The organism is Stenotrophomonas sp. PE591 (assembly GCF_018320795.1).
Classification (GTDB): domain Bacteria; phylum Pseudomonadota; class Gammaproteobacteria; order Xanthomonadales; family Xanthomonadaceae; genus Stenotrophomonas; species Stenotrophomonas maltophilia.
This window is the reverse complement of sequence record NZ_JAAOKO010000001.1, coordinates 258,711-277,969: the sequence shown is the minus strand read 5'-3', so window position 1 is coordinate 277,969 and position 19,259 is coordinate 258,711. Positions and strand designations below refer to the sequence as shown.

Sequence of the window (19,259 nt, the reverse complement as noted above, 5' to 3'; positions counted from 1 at the left end):
CTGCACTCACCGCCGCGGCTGCGGTTCGCTGGACATCGGCTGCGTGGGTACGATGACCGGTTGCGGTGCCGGAGTGGGCTGCATCGGCGTCGCAGTGGGCGAAGGCATCACCAGCGGTGAGGTTGCAGTCAGCTGCAGCAGCGCTGCCCAGTCCTGCCGGTTGAAGCTGCATTCGTCCTCGCGACCTGGTGTGCAGCTGGGGTCGATGCCGGTGCTGTTGCGTTCGCGTGCCGGAGGCAGCTTGATCAGCCCCGTACGATCCAGCTGCAGCAACCGCATCGCTACGGTGTTCATCACGTTGCCACCGACCAGGTACAGGGTCTGGTCGCCGCCGAGGTTGGCCGCCACCACCACTTCGCAATGCGATTTCCAGTGGCCCACCGAGCCATTGCCCAGTGCCTGCACCAGCCCGCTGTAGCTGAGCGTGGTGCTGCGGTCGCGCAGGAAGCACAGCAGGTCGCCCGGTGCGGGTTTGGCCGTGGCCGGGTCGACCAGCCGGTACGGCACGCCCGAGGGGCCGCCCTGGTAGGCGGCGCGGATGTAGTCGATGTGGCGTGGCGACGTATTGAAGCCAGGAACGCCGGACTGCACCATCACCCAGGAAATGAACGCGGCCGACCACGGGTTGTCGATCAGGAAGGCGCGGCAGTCGCTGTCGGTGTAGCGCGTGCCCAACGGCGCCAGGCAGCTGCTGGCGCCCGCGATGCTGCCCATCGCATTGAGCGTGCCGCTGTTGCGCCAGTAGCCGGCCACGCGCTGCCAGGCGATCAGGCCATTGTCTGCCAGGTGATCGCTTTCGGCTTCGGTGACGCTGAGGCTGGCGGCACGGCCTTCACGATCAATGAAGGGCCGGTACCAGAGCCGATGCTCATTGCAGGCGGTGTTGCGGATGGCCACCGCCAACGGACTCAGGCCGAAGCGGGGCGGAACATCGCAGGCTTCGGCGGCCGCTGCGGACAACGGTGCCGCGGCCAGCAGCAGGCAGGCAGGCAAGAGCATCCGGCGCATGCGCGGCTCCTGTGGGGGATACCTCAGCGTCGCAGCGCTGTCGTGAACGCCGGGTGTGAGAACGGGGTCAGATCCCTTTTCCCATGGACAACGGATCGGCCCCCACGCCAGGCCTCAACCCGGCGGCGGGCCCAGCTTCAGCGACAGATCGATGGCCTGCACGTGCTTGGTCAGTCCACCGATGGAGATGCAGTCAACGCCGTCCTCGGCGATCGAACGCAGGCCGCCCAGGCCCACGCTGCCTGACACTTCCAGCGGAATGCGGCCGGCCGTGATGCGCACTGCCTCGCGGCGCAGGTCGGGGCTGAAGTCATCCAGCAGGATGCGCTCGCAACCGGCTTCCAGCGCCTGGCGCAGCTGGGCCAGGTCCTCGACCTCGACCACCAGCGGCAGCGCGGGCCATTGCCGGCGCGCGGCGGCCACCGCCGCGGCCAGCGAACCGGCGGCACGGATGTGGTTTTCCTTCAGCATCACCGTGTCATAGAGGCCGAAGCGGTGGTTGTCGCCGCCGCCACAGCGCACTGCGTACTTCTGCGCCAAGCGCAGGCCAGGCAGAGTCTTGCGGGTGTCGAGGATGCGCGTGCCGGTACCGGCCACCGCCGCCACGTAGCGGGCAGTGGTGGTGGCGGTGCCAGACAGCGTCTGCAGGAAGTTCAGCGAGGTGCGCTCGGCGCTGACCAGGCTGCGGCTGCGCCCGTGCAGCAGGGCCAGCACGGTGCCTGCGGTGACCGCATCACCTTCGGAGACACGCCATTCGATGCGCACGTCCGGGTCGAGTGCGCGGTGGGTGGCGTCGAACCACGGACGGCCGGCAATCACCCCGTCCTGCTTGCACAGCAGGTAAGCGCTGTCGGCCTGGTCGGGCAGCAGGGCGGCGGTGACGTCGCCGCTGCCCAGGTCCTCGGCCAGCGCCCGCGCGACATCGGCGGCGACAACGGCCGCATCCGGCGTCGGCAGCGCGCTCATGCGGCCGGGAAGTCGGCGATCTGGGCGGTCGGAATGGCTTCCTCGGCCAGCAGCACCGGGATGCCGTCGTCAACGCGGAACACCTGCTTGCGGTCGCGGGTGACCAGCGCTTCGCGCAGCGGCTGCGCCAGCGGGTTGCCATCGGCCTTGTTCACCGCGCCGGCGGAAATGGCCTTGTTGAGGGCTTCCAGGCCCTTGCCATCCAGCAGGGACAGGGGCTGGCGGGTGTCCGGCGACACCAGCAGGTCGAGCAGCTTGCGATCCATGGTTCTTCGTCTTGCGTGGAAGATGGCTAGAATACGTCTTTAAGGCAGGTGACGGCCAATGACCCCCAATCCGATCGCGCCGCTTGTCGGCATCGTCATGGGTTCCCGTTCCGACTGGGAAACCATGCAGCACGCCGCCCAGAAGCTTGAAGCCCTGGGTGTTCCGTTCGAAGTGAAGGTGGTGTCCGCGCATCGGACGCCGGATGTGTTGTTCAGTTACGCCGAGCAGGCGGGCCCGCGTGGCCTGCGCGCGATCATCGCCGGTGCCGGCGGTGCCGCGCACCTTCCGGGCATGATCGCCGCCAAGACCGCCGTGCCGGTGCTGGGCGTGCCGGTGCAGTCCAAGGCCCTCAACGGCATGGATTCGCTGCTGTCGATCGTGCAGATGCCGGCCGGCATCCCGGTCGCCACCTTCGCCATCGGCAATGCTGGCGCGTCCAACGCGGCGCTGTTCGCTGCTGCGATGCTGGCCAGCGACCAGCCGGCGATCGGCCAGGCGCTCGACGCCTTCCGTGCACGCCAGACCGAAGACGTGATGGCCCACGACGATCCGCGCCAATGAGCCTGACCGTCGGCATCCTGGGCGGCGGCCAGCTCGCCCGCATGATGGTCCTGGCCGGTGCGCCGCTGGGACTGCGCTTCCAGCTGTACGACCCGGCGGCCGACGCCTGCAGTGGCCCGCTGGCGCCGCTCACCGTCGGTGCCTTCGATGACCGCCACGCGCTGGTGGACTTCGCCGCCAAGGTCGATGTGGTCACTTTCGATTTCGAGAACGTGCCCGCAGACAGCGCGCAGTTCCTGGCCGACCGCGTGCCGGTCTATCCGCCGCCGGCCGCGCTGGCGGTGGCCCAGGACCGGTTGAGCGAGAAGACCCTTTTCCAGCAGTTGGGCATCCCGCTGCCGGCCTTCGCTGATATCCGCAGCCGTGACGAGCTGGCTTCGAAGGCGGCTGAGTTTGGCCTGCCGTGCATCCTCAAGACCCGCCGCCTTGGTTATGACGGCAAGGGCCAGTTCCGCCTGCGCAGCGAGGCCGACATCGACGCCGCGTGGGATGCACTGGGCGCGCAGGTCGAGCGTACCGGCCTGATCCTGGAAGGCTTCGTGGCGTTCCAGCGCGAGGTCAGCGTGGTCGCCGTGCGTGGCCGCGATGGCAGCTTCGAAGCCTGGCCGGTCACCGGCAACTGGCATGTCGACGGCGTGCTGTCGGCCAGCGTTGCACCGGCTGTGCTGTCCGATGCCGAGCAGCAGGCCGCGATCGGCTATGCCCGCCGTGTCGCCGAGCACCTGCAGTACGTCGGCGTGTTCGCGCTGGAGCTGTTCTGTCGCGATGGCGAACTGTTGGCCAACGAGATGGCGCCGCGCGTACACAACTCCGGCCACTGGACCATCGAGGGCAGCGAGACCTCGCAGTTCGAGAACCATCTGCGTGCCGTGCTGGGCCTGCCGCTGGGCAGCACCCGCATGCTCGGCCACGCCTGCATGCTGAACTGGCTGGGCGCGATGCCGGACCCGGCACCGGTGCTGGGCCAGGCCAGCGGCCATTGGCACGACTATGGCAAGGAGCCGCGCGAAGGCCGCAAGGTCGGCCATGCCACGTTGCGCGATGACGATGCTGCCGCGTTGGCCGATGCGCTGGAGCAGGTCGGCCTGGAGCTGGATCGCCAGGCCCAGGTGGCGCCGGCGGTGCACGCGCTGCGCAATCGCTGAGCCCGGTAGTGCCGGCCGCTGGCCGGCAGTGCAACGCTGTGAAGCGCCCGTGCGGGCATCGGCGCAACATTCCCGGTGGTAGCGTGGAGCTCCTTTCACAGGAGTCACCCCCATGCTCGACTGGAATGCCTACCGCAAGGAACTGAAGGGCCGTATCGGTGAGATCGGCAAGCTCTCACCGGATACGGTCAAGGGCTACGCCACCCTGGCCAACGCTGGCGCGCAGACCAACCACCTCGATGCGAAGACCCGGGAGCTGATCGCGCTGGCGGTGGCGGTCACCACCCGCTGCGACGGCTGCATCACCGTGCACGTGGATGCCGCGCTGAAGCACGGTGCCAACCGCGAGGAAATCGCCGAGGCGCTGGGCGTGGCGGTGTCGCTCAACGCCGGCGCCGCGCTGGTGTACTCGGCGCGGGTGATGGATGCGGTGGCCGCGCACGAGAACGCGTGAAGCCACGCTCTGCTTTCCGGTAGTGCCGGCCGCTGGCCGGCAGATTCGCCATCTCTTGTACACCGATGGGGATGCCGGCCAACGGCCGGCACTACCCCGGGGCGGAGCCGTTGCCTCAGCGTAGCTGGCTCTCAGCGAATTCCCAGTTGACCATCTGCCAGAACGCGTCCAGATAGCGCGCGCGATCATTCTGGTAGTCGGTGTAGTAGGCGTGCTCCCAGACATCGCAGCACAGCAGCGGCGTGCTTTCACCCGTCAGCGGCGTGCCGGCATTGCGGGTCGCCTGGATGCCCAGCTGTCCGCCCGGATGCTGCACCAGCCACACCCAGCCGGAGCCGAACAGGCCCAGCGCGGTGCGGTTGAATTCCTCGCGCAGGCGCTGCACGTCGCCGAACTGGCGCTTCACCAGCTCGCCCAGGCGACCCTGCGGTTCGCCACCGCCACGCGGCCGCAGGCACTGCCAGTAGAAACCGTGGTTCCACGCCTGGGCGGCCGCATCGAACAGCTTGCCCTGGGCCTGGCGGACGATCTCTTCCAGTGACGCGTCTTCCCACTCGGTGCCGAGGATGCCGGCATTGACCGCATCCACGTAGGCGCGATGGTGGCGGCCGTGGTGCAGCTCCAGGGTCTGTGCGGACAGGTGCGGCTGCAGGGAGCCGGAAAGGTAGGGCAGGGCAGGCAATTCGACAGGCATGGACAGGTTCGTGGCCAGAGGGGCGGCGGCAGCCGGTTCCATCCGCTTACAATGGCGGCTACCGTGGGCAGTCTAGCCGACCACCGCGGTCGGTTTGTCCGGCGAAGCAAGGAGTGAGGTTGTGGCGGTAATGCAGCAAATCCAGGCCGAGGTCGATCGTTACCCGCTCGTGCTGTTCATGAAGGGCACCCCGCAATACCCGATGTGCGGTTTCTCCAGCCGCGCCGTACAGGCGTTGATGGCAGCCGGCGCGGTCACCCTGCGCACCGTCAACGTGCTGGAAGAACCCGAGATCCGCGCCAACCTGCCGCGGTTCTCCAACCTGCCGACCTTCCCGCAGCTGTTCATCAATGGAGAGCTGATCGGCGGCTGCGACATCGTCCTGGAACTGTTTGAAGCCGGCGAGCTCAAGCGCATCGTCGAAGAGGCGACCCAGGGATGAGTGCCTGGCCATCGACGTCACCGACCAACGGGGCGCTCGATGGTCGCCCGTTGCAGGATCGCGTGGTGCTGGTTGCCGGCGCCGGCGGTGGGCTGGGCAGTGCGGCGGCCGTTGCCGCCGCCGCCGCCGGGGCCACCGTGGTCCTGCTGGGCCGCAAGCCGCGCCGCCTGGACCGTGTCTATGCCCAGGTCCAGGCCGTCGGCCCGGAACCGCTGCTGTATCCGCTGGATCTGGAGGGTGCGGGCCCCGACGACTATGCCGAACTGGCCCAGGCCCTGCAGCGCGAGCTGGGGCGCCTGGATGGAGTGCTGGTCTGTGCCGCCCATTTCCCCGGATTGACCCCGTTCGAACTGGCCGACCCGGCCAGTTTCGCCCGTGCGGTGCATGTCACCCTCACTGCCCCGGCGTGGCTGGCCCAGGCCTGCCTGCCGCTGCTGCGGCTGCGCGAGGACGCGGCCCTGGTGTTTGCGGTCGATGCCTCCGAACGGGTGGGGCAGGCCTATTGGGGTGGATACGGTGTGGCCCAGCATGGCCTGCGCGGGCTGATCACCAGCCTGCATGACGAACTCGGCCGCAGCCCGGTGCGGGTCAGCGGCCTGTATCCGGGCCCCCTGCGCACGGCGCTGCGCGCCAGGGCCTATTCCGTCGACCAGGACCCGGCCGCCCGGGGCCCGGAGGCCGCCGCTGCGGCGGCCGTGACCCTGCTGTCCAGCGCTGGGCTTGCCTGGCGGGGCCGGATTCTCGACGCCAGTGAGGCGCCCCTGCCGGAATGAGGCCGGGGGAAAGGCGGAGTGAAGAACCCGTCACGATTGCGTTGCGATCCGGTGCCGTTTGTCGCACAACCGTCACATTGATGGCGTAGCGTGTTAATCTAGTGTTAACCGTTGTGGCTGCCTTCAGCCAAGCGGTAGGGAACCCCAGATAAATCTCCGACCAGCCACCCGCAGGGCTGTTTGGATGCGCTTTTTTTCCGCCATCGCCAACTCGCATCGAGGCTACCGAAAAATGACCCACCCACTCCGGATGTCCAAGCTCACCCTTGGTCTCGTGGCCGCACTTGCCGCCGCTCCCGCCTTTGCCCAGAGCACCTCTGCAGGTGTCGGTGGCCAGGTGATGTCCGCCGCAGGCCAGCCTGTCGCCGGCGCTGAAGTCACCATCACCCACACCGAGTCGGGCACCGTTTCGCGTGCCACCACCGATGCGTCGGGTCGATACAACGCGCGCGGCCTGCGCGTGGGTGGTCCGTACACCATCACCATCACCAAGTCCGGTGAAGGTACCAAGACCGAAGAGGGTGTCTTCCTGAACCTGAATCAGGTCAACACCGTCAACGCCAGCCTCGGCGGTGACCTGGCTGCGACCAACCTGGACGCGGTGAACGTCGTCGCCACCGCAGGTGGCCTGGACCTGTTCAGCGCCACCAAGATGGGCAGCGGCAGCAACGTGACCCGCGAAACGATGGATGCGCTGCCGTCGGCCAACCGCAACATCCAGGACTACATCCGCCTGGACCCGCGCATCTCGCAGGTCAGCAAGGCTGACGGCGCGATCTCGGCCGGTGGCCAGAACACCCGCTACAACGCCATCCGCATCGACGGCATCAGCGCCTCCGATCCGTTCGGCCTGGGCTCCAACAACCTGCCGACCGAGCGTCAGCCGGTGTCGATGGACGCCATCCAGGAAATCAACATCGACCTGGCCAACTACGACACCACCATCGCCGGTGGTACCGGTGCGGTGATCAACGCCGTGACCAAGTCGGGTACCAATGAATTCCACGGCACCGTGTACGGTTCGTACCGCGACAAGGACATGGTCCGTTCGCGCCTGGAAGGCGACAAGTCGGACTTCAATGGCTTCAAGGACGAGAAGACCTATGGCATGACCTTCGGCGGTCCGATCGTCAAGGACAAGCTGTTCTTCTTCACCAACTATGAAAAGTACGAGCGTAGTGGTGGCGGTGTCAGCCTGAGCGACAGCCCGTACAACAAGGATCCGTCCAAGGGCGGTATCAGTGATGCCGACATTTCGGCTGTGCAGAAGCGCATGGCGGAATTGGGCCACCCGGTGGGCGGCGTCAGTGACTTGAACAACAAGACCGAGATCGAAGAGTACGCCGTCAAGCTGGACTGGAACATCAACGAGAACCACCGTGCGGCCCTGCGCTACAACAAGATGAAGCAGGACGTCGTCCGCTTCCCGCAGGTCAGCAGCAGCGCACTCTCGCTGAGTGACTTCTGGTACACCCAGCCGACCCAGTACGAAACCTGGATGGGTGAACTGTTCAGCGACTGGTCCGAAAACTTCTCGACCGAGTTCAAGGTCTCGCACAAGGACTACTCGTCCAACCGTGTCGCAGCCTCGCACCTGCCGCAGATGCGCGTCCGCTTCGGCAACAACTCGCTGTACCTGGGTACCGAGCAGAACACCCACACCAATCTGGTTGAGTCGAAGGAACTGAGCGCCTTCGGTGCCGGTACCTGGTACATCGGTGACCACACCGTCAAGTTCGGTTTCGATTACACCGACAATGACCTGATGAACTTCTACGGCCGTAACCTGTACGGCGCATATGACTTCCGTGACCTGGCCTCCTTCCTGACGGGCACCGCGAACGGCTACCAGCTGCGCGTTCCGCGCCCGGGCGGCAGCTTGGATGACATTCCTGCCAAGTTCCACCTGAAGAACACCGGTCTGTTCATCCAGGATACCTGGGCGGTCAACTACAACCTGAGCCTGATGTTCGGCGTCCGCGTGGACATTCCGGACTTCACCAGCCAGACCAAGTACAACGCCGACATCCAGGCTCGTTACGGCTACGACAACACCAAGCTGGTCGACAAGAGCCTGATCCAGCCGCGCGTTGGCTTCAACTACACCTTCGACAGCGATCGCCCGACCCAGCTGCGCGGTGGCGTGGGCCTGTTCGGCGGTGCTGCGCCCAATGTGTGGCTGGCAGGTGCTTACCAGAACACCGGCCTGAACTACGTCGAGTACAACGTTCCGGGTAATCCGGGTGGCTTCAGCGTCGATGCCGATAATCCGTTCATTCCGGACCCGTCGCGTATCGTTGCGCGCCAGAACGTCGACATCATCAACCCGGGCACCCGCCTGCCGTCGGTGTGGAAGGCGAACCTGGCCTTCGATCATGAACTGCCGTGGTACGGCATCGTGGCGTCGGCCGAACTGCTGTTCACCAAGGTCAAGGATGGCCTGTACTTTGAGCGCCTGGACCTGACCAATGGCAAGGGCAATGGCCCGACCTTCGTGTCTGCACAGGACGGTCGTGAGATCTACTGGAACGACAAGGGCCTGAACCAGGCCAACAGCAAGATCGACACCCGCACCGGCGACAACCTGGGCATGGAGAACGGCACCAACGGCGTGCTGAATCGCAACTACCGCCCGAACAACATCGGCGATGTGCTGCTCCTGCGCAACACCGACAAGGGTCGTGGCAGCCAGGCTACCTTCTCGCTGGCCAAGCCGCTGACCGAGAACTGGGGCTGGTCGCTGGGTTACACCTACACCCAGTCGAAGGAAGTGAGCCCGCTGACCAGCTCGCAGAACACCTCGAACTGGAACAACACCCAGATCCTGAACGCCAACGAGAACATCGCGTACAACTCGCGCTATGCGATCAAGGACCGCATCACCGGCACTCTGGAGTGGAAGCACAACTTCTTCGGTGACAATGCTACCCGTGTCGGCCTGTTCTACGAGGGTCGCTCGGGCCGTCCGTACAGCTACGTGTTCTACAACGATGCCAACGGCGACAGCGCCATCGGCAACGATCTGTTCTACGTGCCGAAGGGTGTGGGCGACGTGCTGTTCACTGGCGGCGCAACGATGGAGAAGAAGTTCTTCGATTGGCTGGCGCAGAACCCGGAACTCGAGGCCTACCGTGGCAGCGTGGTCCCGGCCAACTCGCACCGCGCCAAGTGGGTCAACAGCTTCGACGTTCGTATCAGCCAGGAATTCCCAGGCTTCGTGAAGGGTCACAAGGGTGAAGTCGCCCTGGACATCATGAATGTCGGCAACCTGCTGAACAAGAAGTGGGGCCTCATTGACGACTACGGCTTCTATGCAACCCGCCGCGTGGGCAACTTCGCAGGTATCGATCCGGCCACCGGGAAGTATGTGTACTCGTTCACCGGTGCGGATGATTCCTCGATCCAGGAAAACAACAATGACAAGGGCAACACTGCCGTGTCGCGTTGGTCCATGCAGCTGACTGTGAAGTACAAGTTCTGATCCGTCAGAGCTTGATGATGTAAGCGGAAACGGCCGGGGAAACCCGGCCGTTTTCCGTTCAGGCGAAAGTCCTTGCAGGCCACTCTGCATCGGCGTAGCATCCAGAAATGTGCGCGGTGCCAACGCCGCCGATGCGGTCCCGGAAAGGCGAACGCGGGGAGCACACATCCAACGGTCGGGCTTCCCGGCCGTTTTGCTTTTTAAGGGGGCGGCAGTACAGTCGGAAACCTTGAAGGAAGCAAAAAATTGGACATGACCACGAACGAAAAATCAGCCCGCGCACTGCCGGTGCAGGACGCGCGGATCTACCCGCGCGGTGGGCTGGATGTGCTGTCGCGGGCCGAAGTGGCCCGCCTGCGCGATGCCTCTGCTGGCGGCATGCACGAGCTGCTGCGCCGCTGCGCGCTGGCCGTGCTGACCAGCGGCAGTGCCTCTGACGATCCGCGGGCGGCGCGCGATCTGTATCCCGATTTCGACATCCAGGTAGCGCAGCAGGATCGCGGCGTGCGCATCGACCTGGTCAACGCACCGGCCATGGCCTTCGTCGATGGCGAGATCATCCGCGGTGTTGCCGAACTGCTGTTCGCCGTGGTGCGTGACCTGGCCTACATGGCCATCGAGATGGGCCCTGCCTACGCGGCCGAGCTGGAGTCGTCCGAGGGCATCACCAACGCGGTGTTCGGCCTGCTGCGCAATGCGCGCATCCTCAACCCGGGTGACCCGAACCTGGTGGTGTGCTGGGGCGGCCACTCGATCTCGCGCGACGAGTATCTGTACACCAAGCAGGTGGGCTATGAACTGGGCCTGCGCGGCCTGGACATCTGCACCGGCTGCGGCCCGGGCGCGATGAAGGGTCCGATGAAGGGTGCCACGATCGCCCATGCCAAGCAGCGCCGTACCGTGACGCGCTACATCGGCCTGACCGAGCCGGGCATCATCGCCGCCGAGTCGCCGAACCCGATCGTCAACCACCTAGTGATCATGCCGGACATCGAGAAGCGCCTGGAGGCCTTCGTCCGCATCGGCCACGGCATCATTGTGTTCGCCGGTGGCGTCGGTACCGCCGAGGAGATCCTGTACCTGCTCGGCATCCTGCTGCGCGAGGAAAACAAGGACCTGCCGTTCCCGCTGATCCTGACCGGACCGACCGTGGCGGCGCCGTACTTCGAGCAGATCGACCGCTTCATCCGCCTGACCCTGGGTGACGCGGCCGCCGAGCGCTACGAGATCATCATCGGCGACCCGGTGGCGGTGGCGAAGAAGATGGCCAATGGCATCAAGCGCGTGCGCGAGCACCGCCTGGCGCAGAAGGACTCGTTCTTCTTCAACTGGTCGATCGAGATTCCGTGGGAGTACCAGCAGCCGTTCGTGCCCACCCACGAGGCGATGGCCGCATTGGACCTGCACCACGGGCGTGCGCCGCATGCGCTGGCGGCCGACCTGCGCCGCGCGTTCTCGGGCATCGTCGCCGGCAACGTGAAGGAAGACGGCATGCGTCGCATCGAACAGTTCGGACCGTTCCAGATCCATGGCGACCCGGACATGATGCAGGCGCTGGACGCGTTGCTGCGCGCTTTCGTCGAGCAGCGCCGGATGAAGATCTCCGGCGAATACCAGCCCTGCTACCAGGTGCTGGCCTGAGCCCGGGCCGGTGCGATGGGGATCGCGCCGGCCGGGGTGGGAAGGTGCGGGTCGTCAAGGCTTTGACGCCCATCGCCCTGGATTGACCGTTCATCCTGCCGCCGCTTGCCGGTGGCGGGACGATGGCCCATCGTGGCCATCAACACGCTGGGGAGCGTCCAATGTCTTTGCGCCGGCAAAACGGCTTCACGCTGGTCGAGTTGATGATCACGCTGGTCATCCTGGTCATTCTGGCCAGCATCTCCTATCCCAGCTTCCGCACCGCGATGCGCTCGAACCGGCTGACCACCACCAACAACGAGGTGATCGGTCTGTTGTCGCTCGCTCGCAGCGAGGCCATCCGCAACCGCCATGGTGGCGGGGTGTGCGGCAGCAGCAACGGCACGTCCTGCGATGGTGAGTGGAGCAAGGGCATGCTGGCCTGGGGCGACGCCGATGGCGATGGCTCCGTCAGCGGCAGCGAAAGCGTGCTGCGCTTCTCCAAGGGCAGCAGCAGCCTGGCGGTCGAGGCTCCCAGCCCAACCGTCATCACCTTCGATTCCCAGGGACGCCGCCGCGCGTCCGCCGACCAGGTCGTGAGCCTGGTGCCGCAAGGCTGCAAGACGGGTGACCCCATGCGGACCCTGACCGTCCTGTTCTCCGGCCAGGTCCGCTCCACCGCAGGAACCTGCAAATGAAACGTCGTTCCGGCATGGGCGGGCCTGCCCGCAGTCGTGGCTTCAGCCTGATCGAGGTGCTGATCGCGCTGCTGGTGCTGGCGTTCGGCCTGCTTGGCTTTGCGCTGCTGCAGACCATGAACGTGCGGTTCGTGCAGAGCGCCAGCCAGCGCACCCAGGCCACCAGCCTGGCCTACGATCTGATCGAGCTGATGCGCGTGCAGCGCAGCGAAACCCTCAACGGTGGCGAATACACCAAGGCCTCCTTCACTGCCGGCTCGGTCACCGCGCCGGCTGGCCCCTGCACCTGGCCCAACAGTGCCGACGTGACAGCCTCCAAGGCGAACGTGGCGCGCTGGCAATGCCAGGTCGTCAAGGTGCTGGGAGGCAAGGCCAGCGCCAACGTGACCGTCAATGATGGTCTGGTCACGGTGGGCATCGGCTGGGGAGACGAGCGATGGAACGCAGCCAATCCCGACAGCATCACCACGTTCACCCTGGTTACCCGTCTATGAAGCGCGCGCCTTCCGCTGCCAGCCATGCGGCTGGCCTCTCGCTGGTTGAACTGCTGATCTCGCTGGTCATCGGCCTGGTGCTGATGCTGGGCGTGACCCAGATCTTCATGGCTTCGCGGGCGGCCTCGCAGCTGTCCGAAGGTGTCGCGCGCACCCAGGAGAACGCCCGATTCGCGTTGGAGTTCCTCGAGCGCGACATCCGGATGGCCGGGCACATGGGGTGCGTGAATGACCAGGCGCACCTGGTGCGCGCCCAGGACAGTGTCAAGGTCAACATTGCCGGCGTGAAGTCGGGTGATGGCAGCCCGATGGACTTCTCGGTGCCGATCCAGGGTTACGAGGCGCAGGGCACCGCGCCTGGCAACAAGCTGACCCTCGGCGCAAGCTGGGGGGCTGCCGGCAGCACGCCGTCGGCGATCACCAATCTGAAGCCCAAACCGCTTGGCGGCAGCGACATCATCGTGATGCGCTACCTGTCGCCGGAAGGCTCGCCGGTGCTGTCCATCGGCTCCGGTACTTCGCCGGACATCACGATCGCCAGTGACGCGGCGGCCCGCCTGTCGGCCGGTGCCGTCACCACGCCCTCGGCGTTTGCCGTGGCCGATTGCAGCAAGGTGGACGTGTTTGCCGGAAAAATCGCCGGCAGCACGATCACAGCCAGCAAAGCCGATCTCTCGGCGTATTCGGCCAACAACGCGGTGACCATGGTCTATCGGGTGGAATCGATGGCGTACTACGTGGCAACCAATACCGCCGGCGAACCCGCGCTGTACCGCGCGCGTGGCGCTGGCGACAACACGTTCGCCACCGGTGAGGAGCTGGTGGAGGGCATTGAGAGCCTGCAGTTCCTCTACGGCCAGGATACCGAGACGGCGATCAGCAGCACCGCGCCGCCGACCGGGGTAATCGCCTTCCAGAAGACTGCCAGCGGGGTCAGTACCGGTACCGATGCCGCCGCTGTCGCTGCGTGGCGACGGGTTGGCCTGGTGCAGTTTGGACTGCTGGTGCGCAGCCCGCAGCGCGCCGCGGCCGAGCAGGCCAATACGGCCGTGGCCCAGCTGGGCGTGCTCGGCGTTGGCTTCAATCCGCCCACGACCTACGACGATCGCTACCGTGCCTCCTACGAGGTGTCCGTGGCACTGCGCAACCGACTGTTCGGGAACTGACCCATGAAGCCCTCCGTCTCCCGCCGATTCCAGGGGCGTACTCAGCAGCGCGGTGCGGTGCTGTACGTGGCCCTGATGCTGTTGATCCTGCTGTCGCTGATCGGCGTGGTCGGCATGCAGGTGGCGAGCATGCAGGAGCGCATGTCCTCCAATTACCGGGCCGCCAACGTGGCGTTCCAGGCCAGCGAGCGGGCGGTCCGTGACGCCGAGCGGTCGATCGAGGAGATCGACAACAATACCGGCGATGGCGGCTCGTTGAAGGCTGACGCCATCAAGCGCATCTGCGATGACGGCTTCGATCCCACCCGCTGGGTGGGTGAGCAGAAACTGTCGGCGGCGCCGGTGGTCAGCGTGCGCCGCATCGACGCCTGCATCCAGGGCGAATCGACGCTGGGCATGGGCACGCCGGAAAGCGAAGAGCCCACCCGCGTCTACCAGATCACCGCGTTCGGCTCCGATCGCGATGCCGCCACCAGCAACGAGGGTACTTCCTCGGCGGCGGTCGACACTGTTTTCAAGCTTTGAGGAACCCGGTCATGGCGACCCGAAAGATCAAGATCCTGGCCGGCTCCGGGCTGTTGCTGGCGGTGGCTGGCGGCACCTGGCTTGCGATGAACCTGTTCGCGGCGCAGGCGCAGGGCACATTGTCGCAGCACCCGATGAACCTGAAGGTCTCCGCGCCGCCGTCATTCATCATGGCGGTGGACGATTCGGGTTCGATGACCTTCCAGACCCAGTTCCCAGGGCAGGATGGAACGGCGTGCTGGCACTACGGGAGGAAGAGTTTCTTCCGGTCGGCCGGTGTTCTCAACACGCCCGATGACGTACTCCCCACCTATGATCGGTGGGGCAATGCCATCCAGACCGGCGAGTGCAGCTATTTCTACGTGTTGCCGGGCGCCCGGATCAACAACTACAACGGCATCCCCGCTCTGGATGTCTTCGGGTTCGCACGATCAGCGGCCTACAATCCAACCTACTACGACCCCGCAATCAAGTACGAGCCCTGGTTGCGGATCGTAAATGAAGAGGTGCAGTCGTATCCGGACGCGAGCACGTCGGCCACCCTCATCGATCCTCGTGAGACAGATACACTCGCGATCGCCAGCAGCTATCTGGGTACTTCGTCCTGGGACGTCCAGAGGATGCAGGAAGGGATGACGGTACCGGCCGGGCAGTCCTACAGGACTGCAAGCAGGGCCAATGGTAATTTTGGCAACGAGAACGCCAATACGAGAGGCACGACCTGGAGCTCGGCGGGCTATGCGTCGCTGCGCTATGTGCCCGCAACGTTCTACATGCCGTACACCAGCGATGGTGACGCCTATCCGCAGTTGCCAGGCACTGCCAATGCGTATGCAGGTATCCAGCGAACCAAGGTCACCGGCGCCTGCGGTTCCGGATGTGACATGTGGAAGTACGTCATCGGGACCGGTGATGCTGCCGCATTGCAGAACTTCGCCAACTGGTACTCGTACTACGGTAACCGCAACCGGGCGATGATCGCCGGCATGACGCGCGCATTGAATGTCAATGACATGTATGTCGGGTATTTCCGGATCAACGATTTCCAGAATTACAACAGTTCGACAGACTCCAACAAACGGCTTGCGATCCGGGACATGAGCGTGATCGGGCAGAAGTCCGCGCTCTACAGCAGCATGATCGCGCTGACGGCCAGTGGTGGCACGCCGAATCGACATGCCGTCAACGCTGCGGGCCTGCAGTTCATGCGGACCGATGACAATGCCCCCATCAAGCTGTCCTGCCAGAAGAATGCGGTGATGCTGTTCACCGACGGCTACAGCAACAATGGCAACAACCTTTCGTCATCCCTCGCACCTGCCCCGGGCAACGTGGACGGGGACATGGGGACTCCCTTCTCGGATGGCAATTCCAACACCATGGGTGATATTGCCGCGTACTACTACGTGAACCCGTTGCGAACCGATGATCGGATGCCCCGGGGACAGGTGCCGGTGCCGGAGCAATGTGCGACCAGCACTGACAAGTCGCTGGACTGCAAGAAGGACCTGCATATCAACTTCTACGGGATCACGCTGGGCGCGCGTGGCAATCTGTTCGATCCGAACAAGCAACAGAACCCGTATACCGATTCGGCGGTCTACAGCAACTGGCCAAGTCGCCAGAACGACAACCCCAGCACCGTGGATGACATCTGGCACGCCGCGACCAATACCCGCGGTGAGTACATCAACGCGCGTACTCCGGCAGACATCACCACGGCCATGCGCCGGGTGCTCTCGTCGGTCACCTCCGGGCCAGCGCCTTCGGGCAGCCAGGGTCTGACCGGCGCGCGTATCGGTACCGGGTCGCTGGCGGTCACGCCCCAGTTCGAAGTGGCCAACGAGGAAACCGATTGGTTCAGTCGCCTGAAGGCATCCAAGCTTGCGGTGAACGACAAGACGCAGCAGACCGAGTACACGCAGGTGTGGGAAGCGGCGGAGAAACTGGGGGCGCAGCGTTCGCGCACCATCGTTGCCACCAAGGGTAATGCTGCAGTTGACTTCAGCAGCACCAACATCGCGTTCACCGACCTCTGCAACAAGGATGAGAAGCAGTATCCGGGCATTGCGCGCTGTTCCGCGACCGAGGCTGAAAAGCTGGGCGGCGACATCGCCACGGCCATGGCTTATCTGCGCGGCGACGCATCGCGCGAAGTACGCAACTCGGGGGGCATCTATCGCACCCGTACCACCGTGCTGGGTGACATCGTCAATTCCAGCCCGGTGATCAGTTCGCCCCGCGACGACTATGGCTACCAGCGCATCAGCACCGCTATGGCGACCTCGTATGCCACGTATCTGACCCGCAAGCGCGACAATGGCCGCTACATGGTCTATGTCGGTGCCAATGACGGCATGCTGCATGCCTTCGACGGTGGCATGAACGGCAACGGCGTGAGTGACAGTGCCGGAGGCAGCGAGACCTTCGCCTACATCCCTGGAACCGCGCTGGGGCACATGGCCAACCTGCTGTATCCCTACGTGGCGGCCAACAAGTCCGACCAGCGCTTCCGTCATCGCTACTACGTGGATGGACCGATCGCGGTGGCGGACGCGCAGATCGGTGGCAACTGGGCCACGGCACTGGTCGGTACGGCCGGCGCCGGTGGGCGCTCGGTGTTCGCGCTGGATGTAACCACGCCGTCCAGCTTCGGCACCGGCAATCGCCTGTGGGAAATCAGTGACGTGGCGCCGGGGCTCGACAGCACCATCAAGGCGAACATCGGCCATGTCCTTGGCAAGCCGGTGATCGTGCCGGTGAAGGAAGGGACCGGGGTGGCGTGGAAAGCGATCTTCGGCAACGGTTACAACAGCCTCAGCCGCAAGGCCGTGCTGTTCGTGGTCGACCTGGGATCGGGCGCGGTGCGGATGATCACTGCTACCGAGGCCGCAGCAACCGCACCCGCCGGTGACAATGGCCTGGGCAACATCGTGGCTGTCGACCGTTGGCGCGCCGACAGCGCCGGTGGGACGGGGCGTGTACGTGGCCGTGACGGCCTGGCGGACACGATCTATGCGGCCGACCAGCGCGGCGCGCTGTGGAAGTTCGACCTGGAAAGCACGGCAACCTCGGTCACCACGCCGGTGTTCACCACGGCGCGCCAGACCAACAACAACAACCAGGTGTATCGCCAGCCGATTACCGGTGGCATGACCGCCGTGACCGGACCCGGTGGTGGCGTGATGCTGGTGCTGGGTACCGGCAGCTTCTCCTTCGACAATGACCCTCAGGATCTCACCGCGCAGTCGCTGTACGGTGTCAACGACACCAGCAAGGACCAGCCGGAGGCCACGATCGTGCCCGCCAATCTGGTGGCCTATACAGTGACCACCACCAACAAGTTGCGCACGGTCACGGCCACACCCTTCTCCGGGGCGGCGCGCGGATGGAGCATTGCACTGCCCGGCGCAGGTGAACGCTTTGTTGGTAATCCTGCCGTGGCGTCGGGAACGGTGTTCATGCCGACCTACATGCCCACCGCGGGTGGCCGTGGCTGTTCGACCGAGGGAAGCAACTGGCTGTTCGGCCTCAATCCGATCTCGGGTGTTGCATCGCTGGAGCAGGCGCGGGTCGGGTCCATTACCGGCACGCCCTACGGAGCGGGCACGGCTGGCGTGAGTCTCGACACCGGCGGCACCGCACCGGTGAAGGACGTCAATGTCTCGGTGATGCCGCGCCTGGCAAAGGGTGCCGATCGAGGCGGACGTGCCTGCTGGATGGCGGTCAACGTGGCGGGTGCTCCGACGATGTACGTGCCTTATCCCTGCGGTCGCCAATCCTGGCGCCAGATCCAGTAACGAAGACATGCCCATGAGCCTGAACACTCTTTCCCGTACCCTGCGTCGTCCCGGCAACCAGCACGGTTTCTCCCTCATCGAACTGATGATCGTGGTGATCGTGCTCGGTATCCTGGCCGCGATTGTCGTTCCGTCGTACCAGCAGTACATCCGCCAGTCGCACCGGGGCGTGGCCAAGGCGGACCTGGTGGAATACGCGCAGCGTGCTGAGCGCTACTACTCGGTGAACAACACCTACTCGGGCTTCGCGCTGCCCAGCAAGGTGTCGCCGCGCGAGGGCGGGACCACACGGTACGCGATCACGTTCGATGGCAAGGCGTCCTCGTTCACGCTGACTGCGACGCCCCAGGGCAACCAGACCAAGGACAGCTGCGGGACGCTGAGCGTGGACCAGGCCAACCGCAAAACGGCCAGCGGCACGGTTTCCGATTGCTGGTAAATCAGGTGTTGATCTTCCTCTGAACGCCCAGTACAATGCGCCTCCCCGCCCGAATAGCTCAGCCGGTTAGAGCACTTGACTGTTAATCAGGGGGTCGTTGGTTCGAGTCCAACTTCGGGCGCCAGATACTGCAAAAGCCGCGAGAAATCGCGGCTTTTGTCGTTTTGGCCCGTCAGCAGGGAAGGGTGCGGTCGACACGCTCGCTGCGGATGCGGCCGCCGTTGTTGATGACCAACCTGCCATGCAGCCGGTCTCCTGCGCAGATGCGCAGCGTCAGATTGGCACCGGGACTGCGCCCGTCAGGCTGGAAGAACAGCAGCGGCCGTCCGCCGCTGGCCTGGGCGACGATGGCGATGTCGGTCCGGCCTTGATGGTGGATCAGGATGTCCTGGGCGGATGCTGGTGTCCCCCGGTGCCTGCCGCTGCGATAGATGATCCACCCTGCGCTCCAGTCGCGGGAGCACTGCTCACCGTCGTCGCTGGCGCACAGCCCGATCAGTTCGCGGCGCTTCAGGGCCTCGCTTCTGGCGCTGGAAAGACTGGCATGCAGGGTCAGCTGCAGGGCGTCGGCGCGTTGCCGCAACAGCACCGGGCGCAGGGCCGGCCAGCCCACGGCCAGCAGAACGGAAAGGATGGCGATCACCACCAGCATCTCGACCAGATGCACGCCGCGTGATGCTGAACGACAGTGGGCGGGAGTGCGATGCATGGCATCAAGCCTCGCGC

Annotated in this window: 18 protein-coding genes and 1 tRNA gene; 14 read left to right on the top strand and 5 right to left on the bottom strand. The window is 65.1% G+C overall.

What is annotated here, in order from left to right; genetic code table 11:
- Positions 1-6: 6 nt before the first annotated feature.
- The 3 genes from JLDANKMP_RS01510 to JLDANKMP_RS01500 all read right to left on the bottom strand — a co-directional run bounded on the left by JLDANKMP_RS01510 (position 7) and on the right by JLDANKMP_RS01500 (position 2,240).
- Positions 7-1,008 carry a DUF2272 domain-containing protein gene (locus JLDANKMP_RS01510; RefSeq protein ID WP_212560367.1) on the bottom strand — a complete coding sequence of 334 codons (1,002 nt, stop codon included), beginning with the start codon at positions 1,006-1,008 and terminating at the stop codon, positions 7-9.
- A gap of 114 nt (positions 1,009-1,122) precedes the next feature.
- Positions 1,123-1,974: a carboxylating nicotinate-nucleotide diphosphorylase gene (gene nadC / locus JLDANKMP_RS01505; RefSeq protein WP_005408846.1), complete on the bottom strand. Its 852-nt coding sequence runs from the start codon at positions 1,972-1,974 to the stop codon at positions 1,123-1,125.
- The gene (locus JLDANKMP_RS01500) at positions 1,971-2,240 is read right to left on the bottom strand and encodes a Trm112 family protein (protein WP_005408847.1); all 270 of its coding nucleotides are present in this window, start codon (positions 2,238-2,240) and stop codon (positions 1,971-1,973) included. The genes nadC and JLDANKMP_RS01500 overlap by 4 nt, the downstream gene beginning before the upstream one ends.
- Before the next feature lie 58 nt (positions 2,241-2,298).
- Here JLDANKMP_RS01500 and purE point away from each other — a divergent pair, with 58 nt between their 5' ends.
- From purE to JLDANKMP_RS01485, 3 genes are all read left to right on the top strand, one after another.
- Positions 2,299-2,802, top strand: coding sequence for a 5-(carboxyamino)imidazole ribonucleotide mutase (purE, locus tag JLDANKMP_RS01495; RefSeq protein WP_005412808.1), 504 nt, complete (start codon positions 2,299-2,301; stop codon positions 2,800-2,802).
- Positions 2,799-3,947: a 5-(carboxyamino)imidazole ribonucleotide synthase gene (locus JLDANKMP_RS01490; protein ID WP_212560366.1), complete on the top strand. Its 1,149-nt coding sequence runs from the start codon at positions 2,799-2,801 to the stop codon at positions 3,945-3,947. Before purE ends, JLDANKMP_RS01490 begins: the two co-directional genes overlap by 4 nt.
- A 112-nt stretch (positions 3,948-4,059) precedes the next feature.
- Entirely contained in the window at positions 4,060-4,401 is a 342-nt protein-coding gene (locus JLDANKMP_RS01485; RefSeq protein WP_005408850.1) for a carboxymuconolactone decarboxylase family protein, read from the top strand.
- A gap of 115 nt (positions 4,402-4,516) precedes the next feature.
- On the opposite strand, the gene JLDANKMP_RS01480 is transcribed toward JLDANKMP_RS01485, so the two are convergent.
- Entirely contained in the window at positions 4,517-5,095 is a 579-nt protein-coding gene (locus tag JLDANKMP_RS01480) for a superoxide dismutase (protein ID WP_032966020.1), read from the bottom strand.
- A 121-nt stretch (positions 5,096-5,216) separates the two neighbouring features.
- Here JLDANKMP_RS01480 and grxD point away from each other — a divergent pair, with 121 nt between their 5' ends.
- The 11 genes from grxD (at position 5,217) to JLDANKMP_RS01425 (ending at position 18,657) form a co-directional block, all read left to right on the top strand.
- Entirely contained in the window at positions 5,217-5,537 is a 321-nt protein-coding gene (gene grxD, locus JLDANKMP_RS01475; RefSeq protein WP_005408852.1) for a Grx4 family monothiol glutaredoxin, read from the top strand.
- Complete coding sequence (locus tag JLDANKMP_RS01470) at positions 5,534-6,310, top strand: SDR family NAD(P)-dependent oxidoreductase (RefSeq protein WP_212560365.1); 777 nt, start codon at positions 5,534-5,536, stop codon at positions 6,308-6,310. The genes grxD and JLDANKMP_RS01470 overlap by 4 nt, the downstream gene beginning before the upstream one ends.
- 232 nt (positions 6,311-6,542) lie before the next feature.
- Entirely contained in the window at positions 6,543-9,791 is a 3,249-nt protein-coding gene (locus JLDANKMP_RS01465) for a carboxypeptidase regulatory-like domain-containing protein (RefSeq protein ID WP_212560364.1), read from the top strand.
- 252 nt (positions 9,792-10,043) lie between these two features.
- Positions 10,044-11,432: a nucleotide 5'-monophosphate nucleosidase PpnN gene (ppnN, locus tag JLDANKMP_RS01460; RefSeq protein WP_005408855.1), complete on the top strand. Its 1,389-nt coding sequence runs from the start codon at positions 10,044-10,046 to the stop codon at positions 11,430-11,432.
- A 161-nt stretch (positions 11,433-11,593) separates the two neighbouring features.
- On the top strand, positions 11,594-12,109 hold the full coding sequence (locus JLDANKMP_RS01455) for a Tfp pilus assembly protein FimT/FimU (protein WP_005408856.1): 516 nt from the start codon (positions 11,594-11,596) through the stop codon (positions 12,107-12,109).
- Positions 12,106-12,603 carry a type IV pilus modification protein PilV gene (gene pilV / locus JLDANKMP_RS01450; protein WP_212560363.1) on the top strand — a complete coding sequence of 166 codons (498 nt, stop codon included), beginning with the start codon at positions 12,106-12,108 and terminating at the stop codon, positions 12,601-12,603. The genes JLDANKMP_RS01455 and pilV overlap by 4 nt, the downstream gene beginning before the upstream one ends.
- Positions 12,600-13,769 (top strand): PilW family protein, encoded by a 1,170-nt coding sequence (locus JLDANKMP_RS01445; RefSeq protein ID WP_212560362.1) that lies wholly within the window; start codon positions 12,600-12,602, stop codon positions 13,767-13,769. The genes pilV and JLDANKMP_RS01445 overlap by 4 nt, the downstream gene beginning before the upstream one ends.
- 3 nt (positions 13,770-13,772) lie before the next feature.
- Entirely contained in the window at positions 13,773-14,294 is a 522-nt protein-coding gene (locus tag JLDANKMP_RS01440) for a PilX N-terminal domain-containing pilus assembly protein (RefSeq protein ID WP_005408859.1), read from the top strand.
- Positions 14,295-14,305: 11 nt separating this feature from the next.
- Positions 14,306-18,094, top strand: a complete 3,789-nt coding sequence (locus JLDANKMP_RS01435) for a PilC/PilY family type IV pilus protein (RefSeq protein WP_212560361.1) — start codon at positions 14,306-14,308, stop codon at positions 18,092-18,094.
- Between the two features lie 13 nt (positions 18,095-18,107).
- Positions 18,108-18,533: a type IV pilin protein gene (locus JLDANKMP_RS01430; RefSeq protein ID WP_212560360.1), complete on the top strand. Its 426-nt coding sequence runs from the start codon at positions 18,108-18,110 to the stop codon at positions 18,531-18,533.
- Between the two features lie 47 nt (positions 18,534-18,580).
- A tRNA-Asn gene (locus JLDANKMP_RS01425) sits at positions 18,581-18,657 on the top strand.
- 48 nt (positions 18,658-18,705) lie between these two features.
- Here the strand turns inward: JLDANKMP_RS01425 and JLDANKMP_RS01420 are convergent.
- On the bottom strand, positions 18,706-19,242 hold the full coding sequence (locus JLDANKMP_RS01420; protein ID WP_005408862.1) for a GspH/FimT family pseudopilin: 537 nt from the start codon (positions 19,240-19,242) through the stop codon (positions 18,706-18,708).
- Positions 19,243-19,259 lie beyond the last annotated feature (17 nt).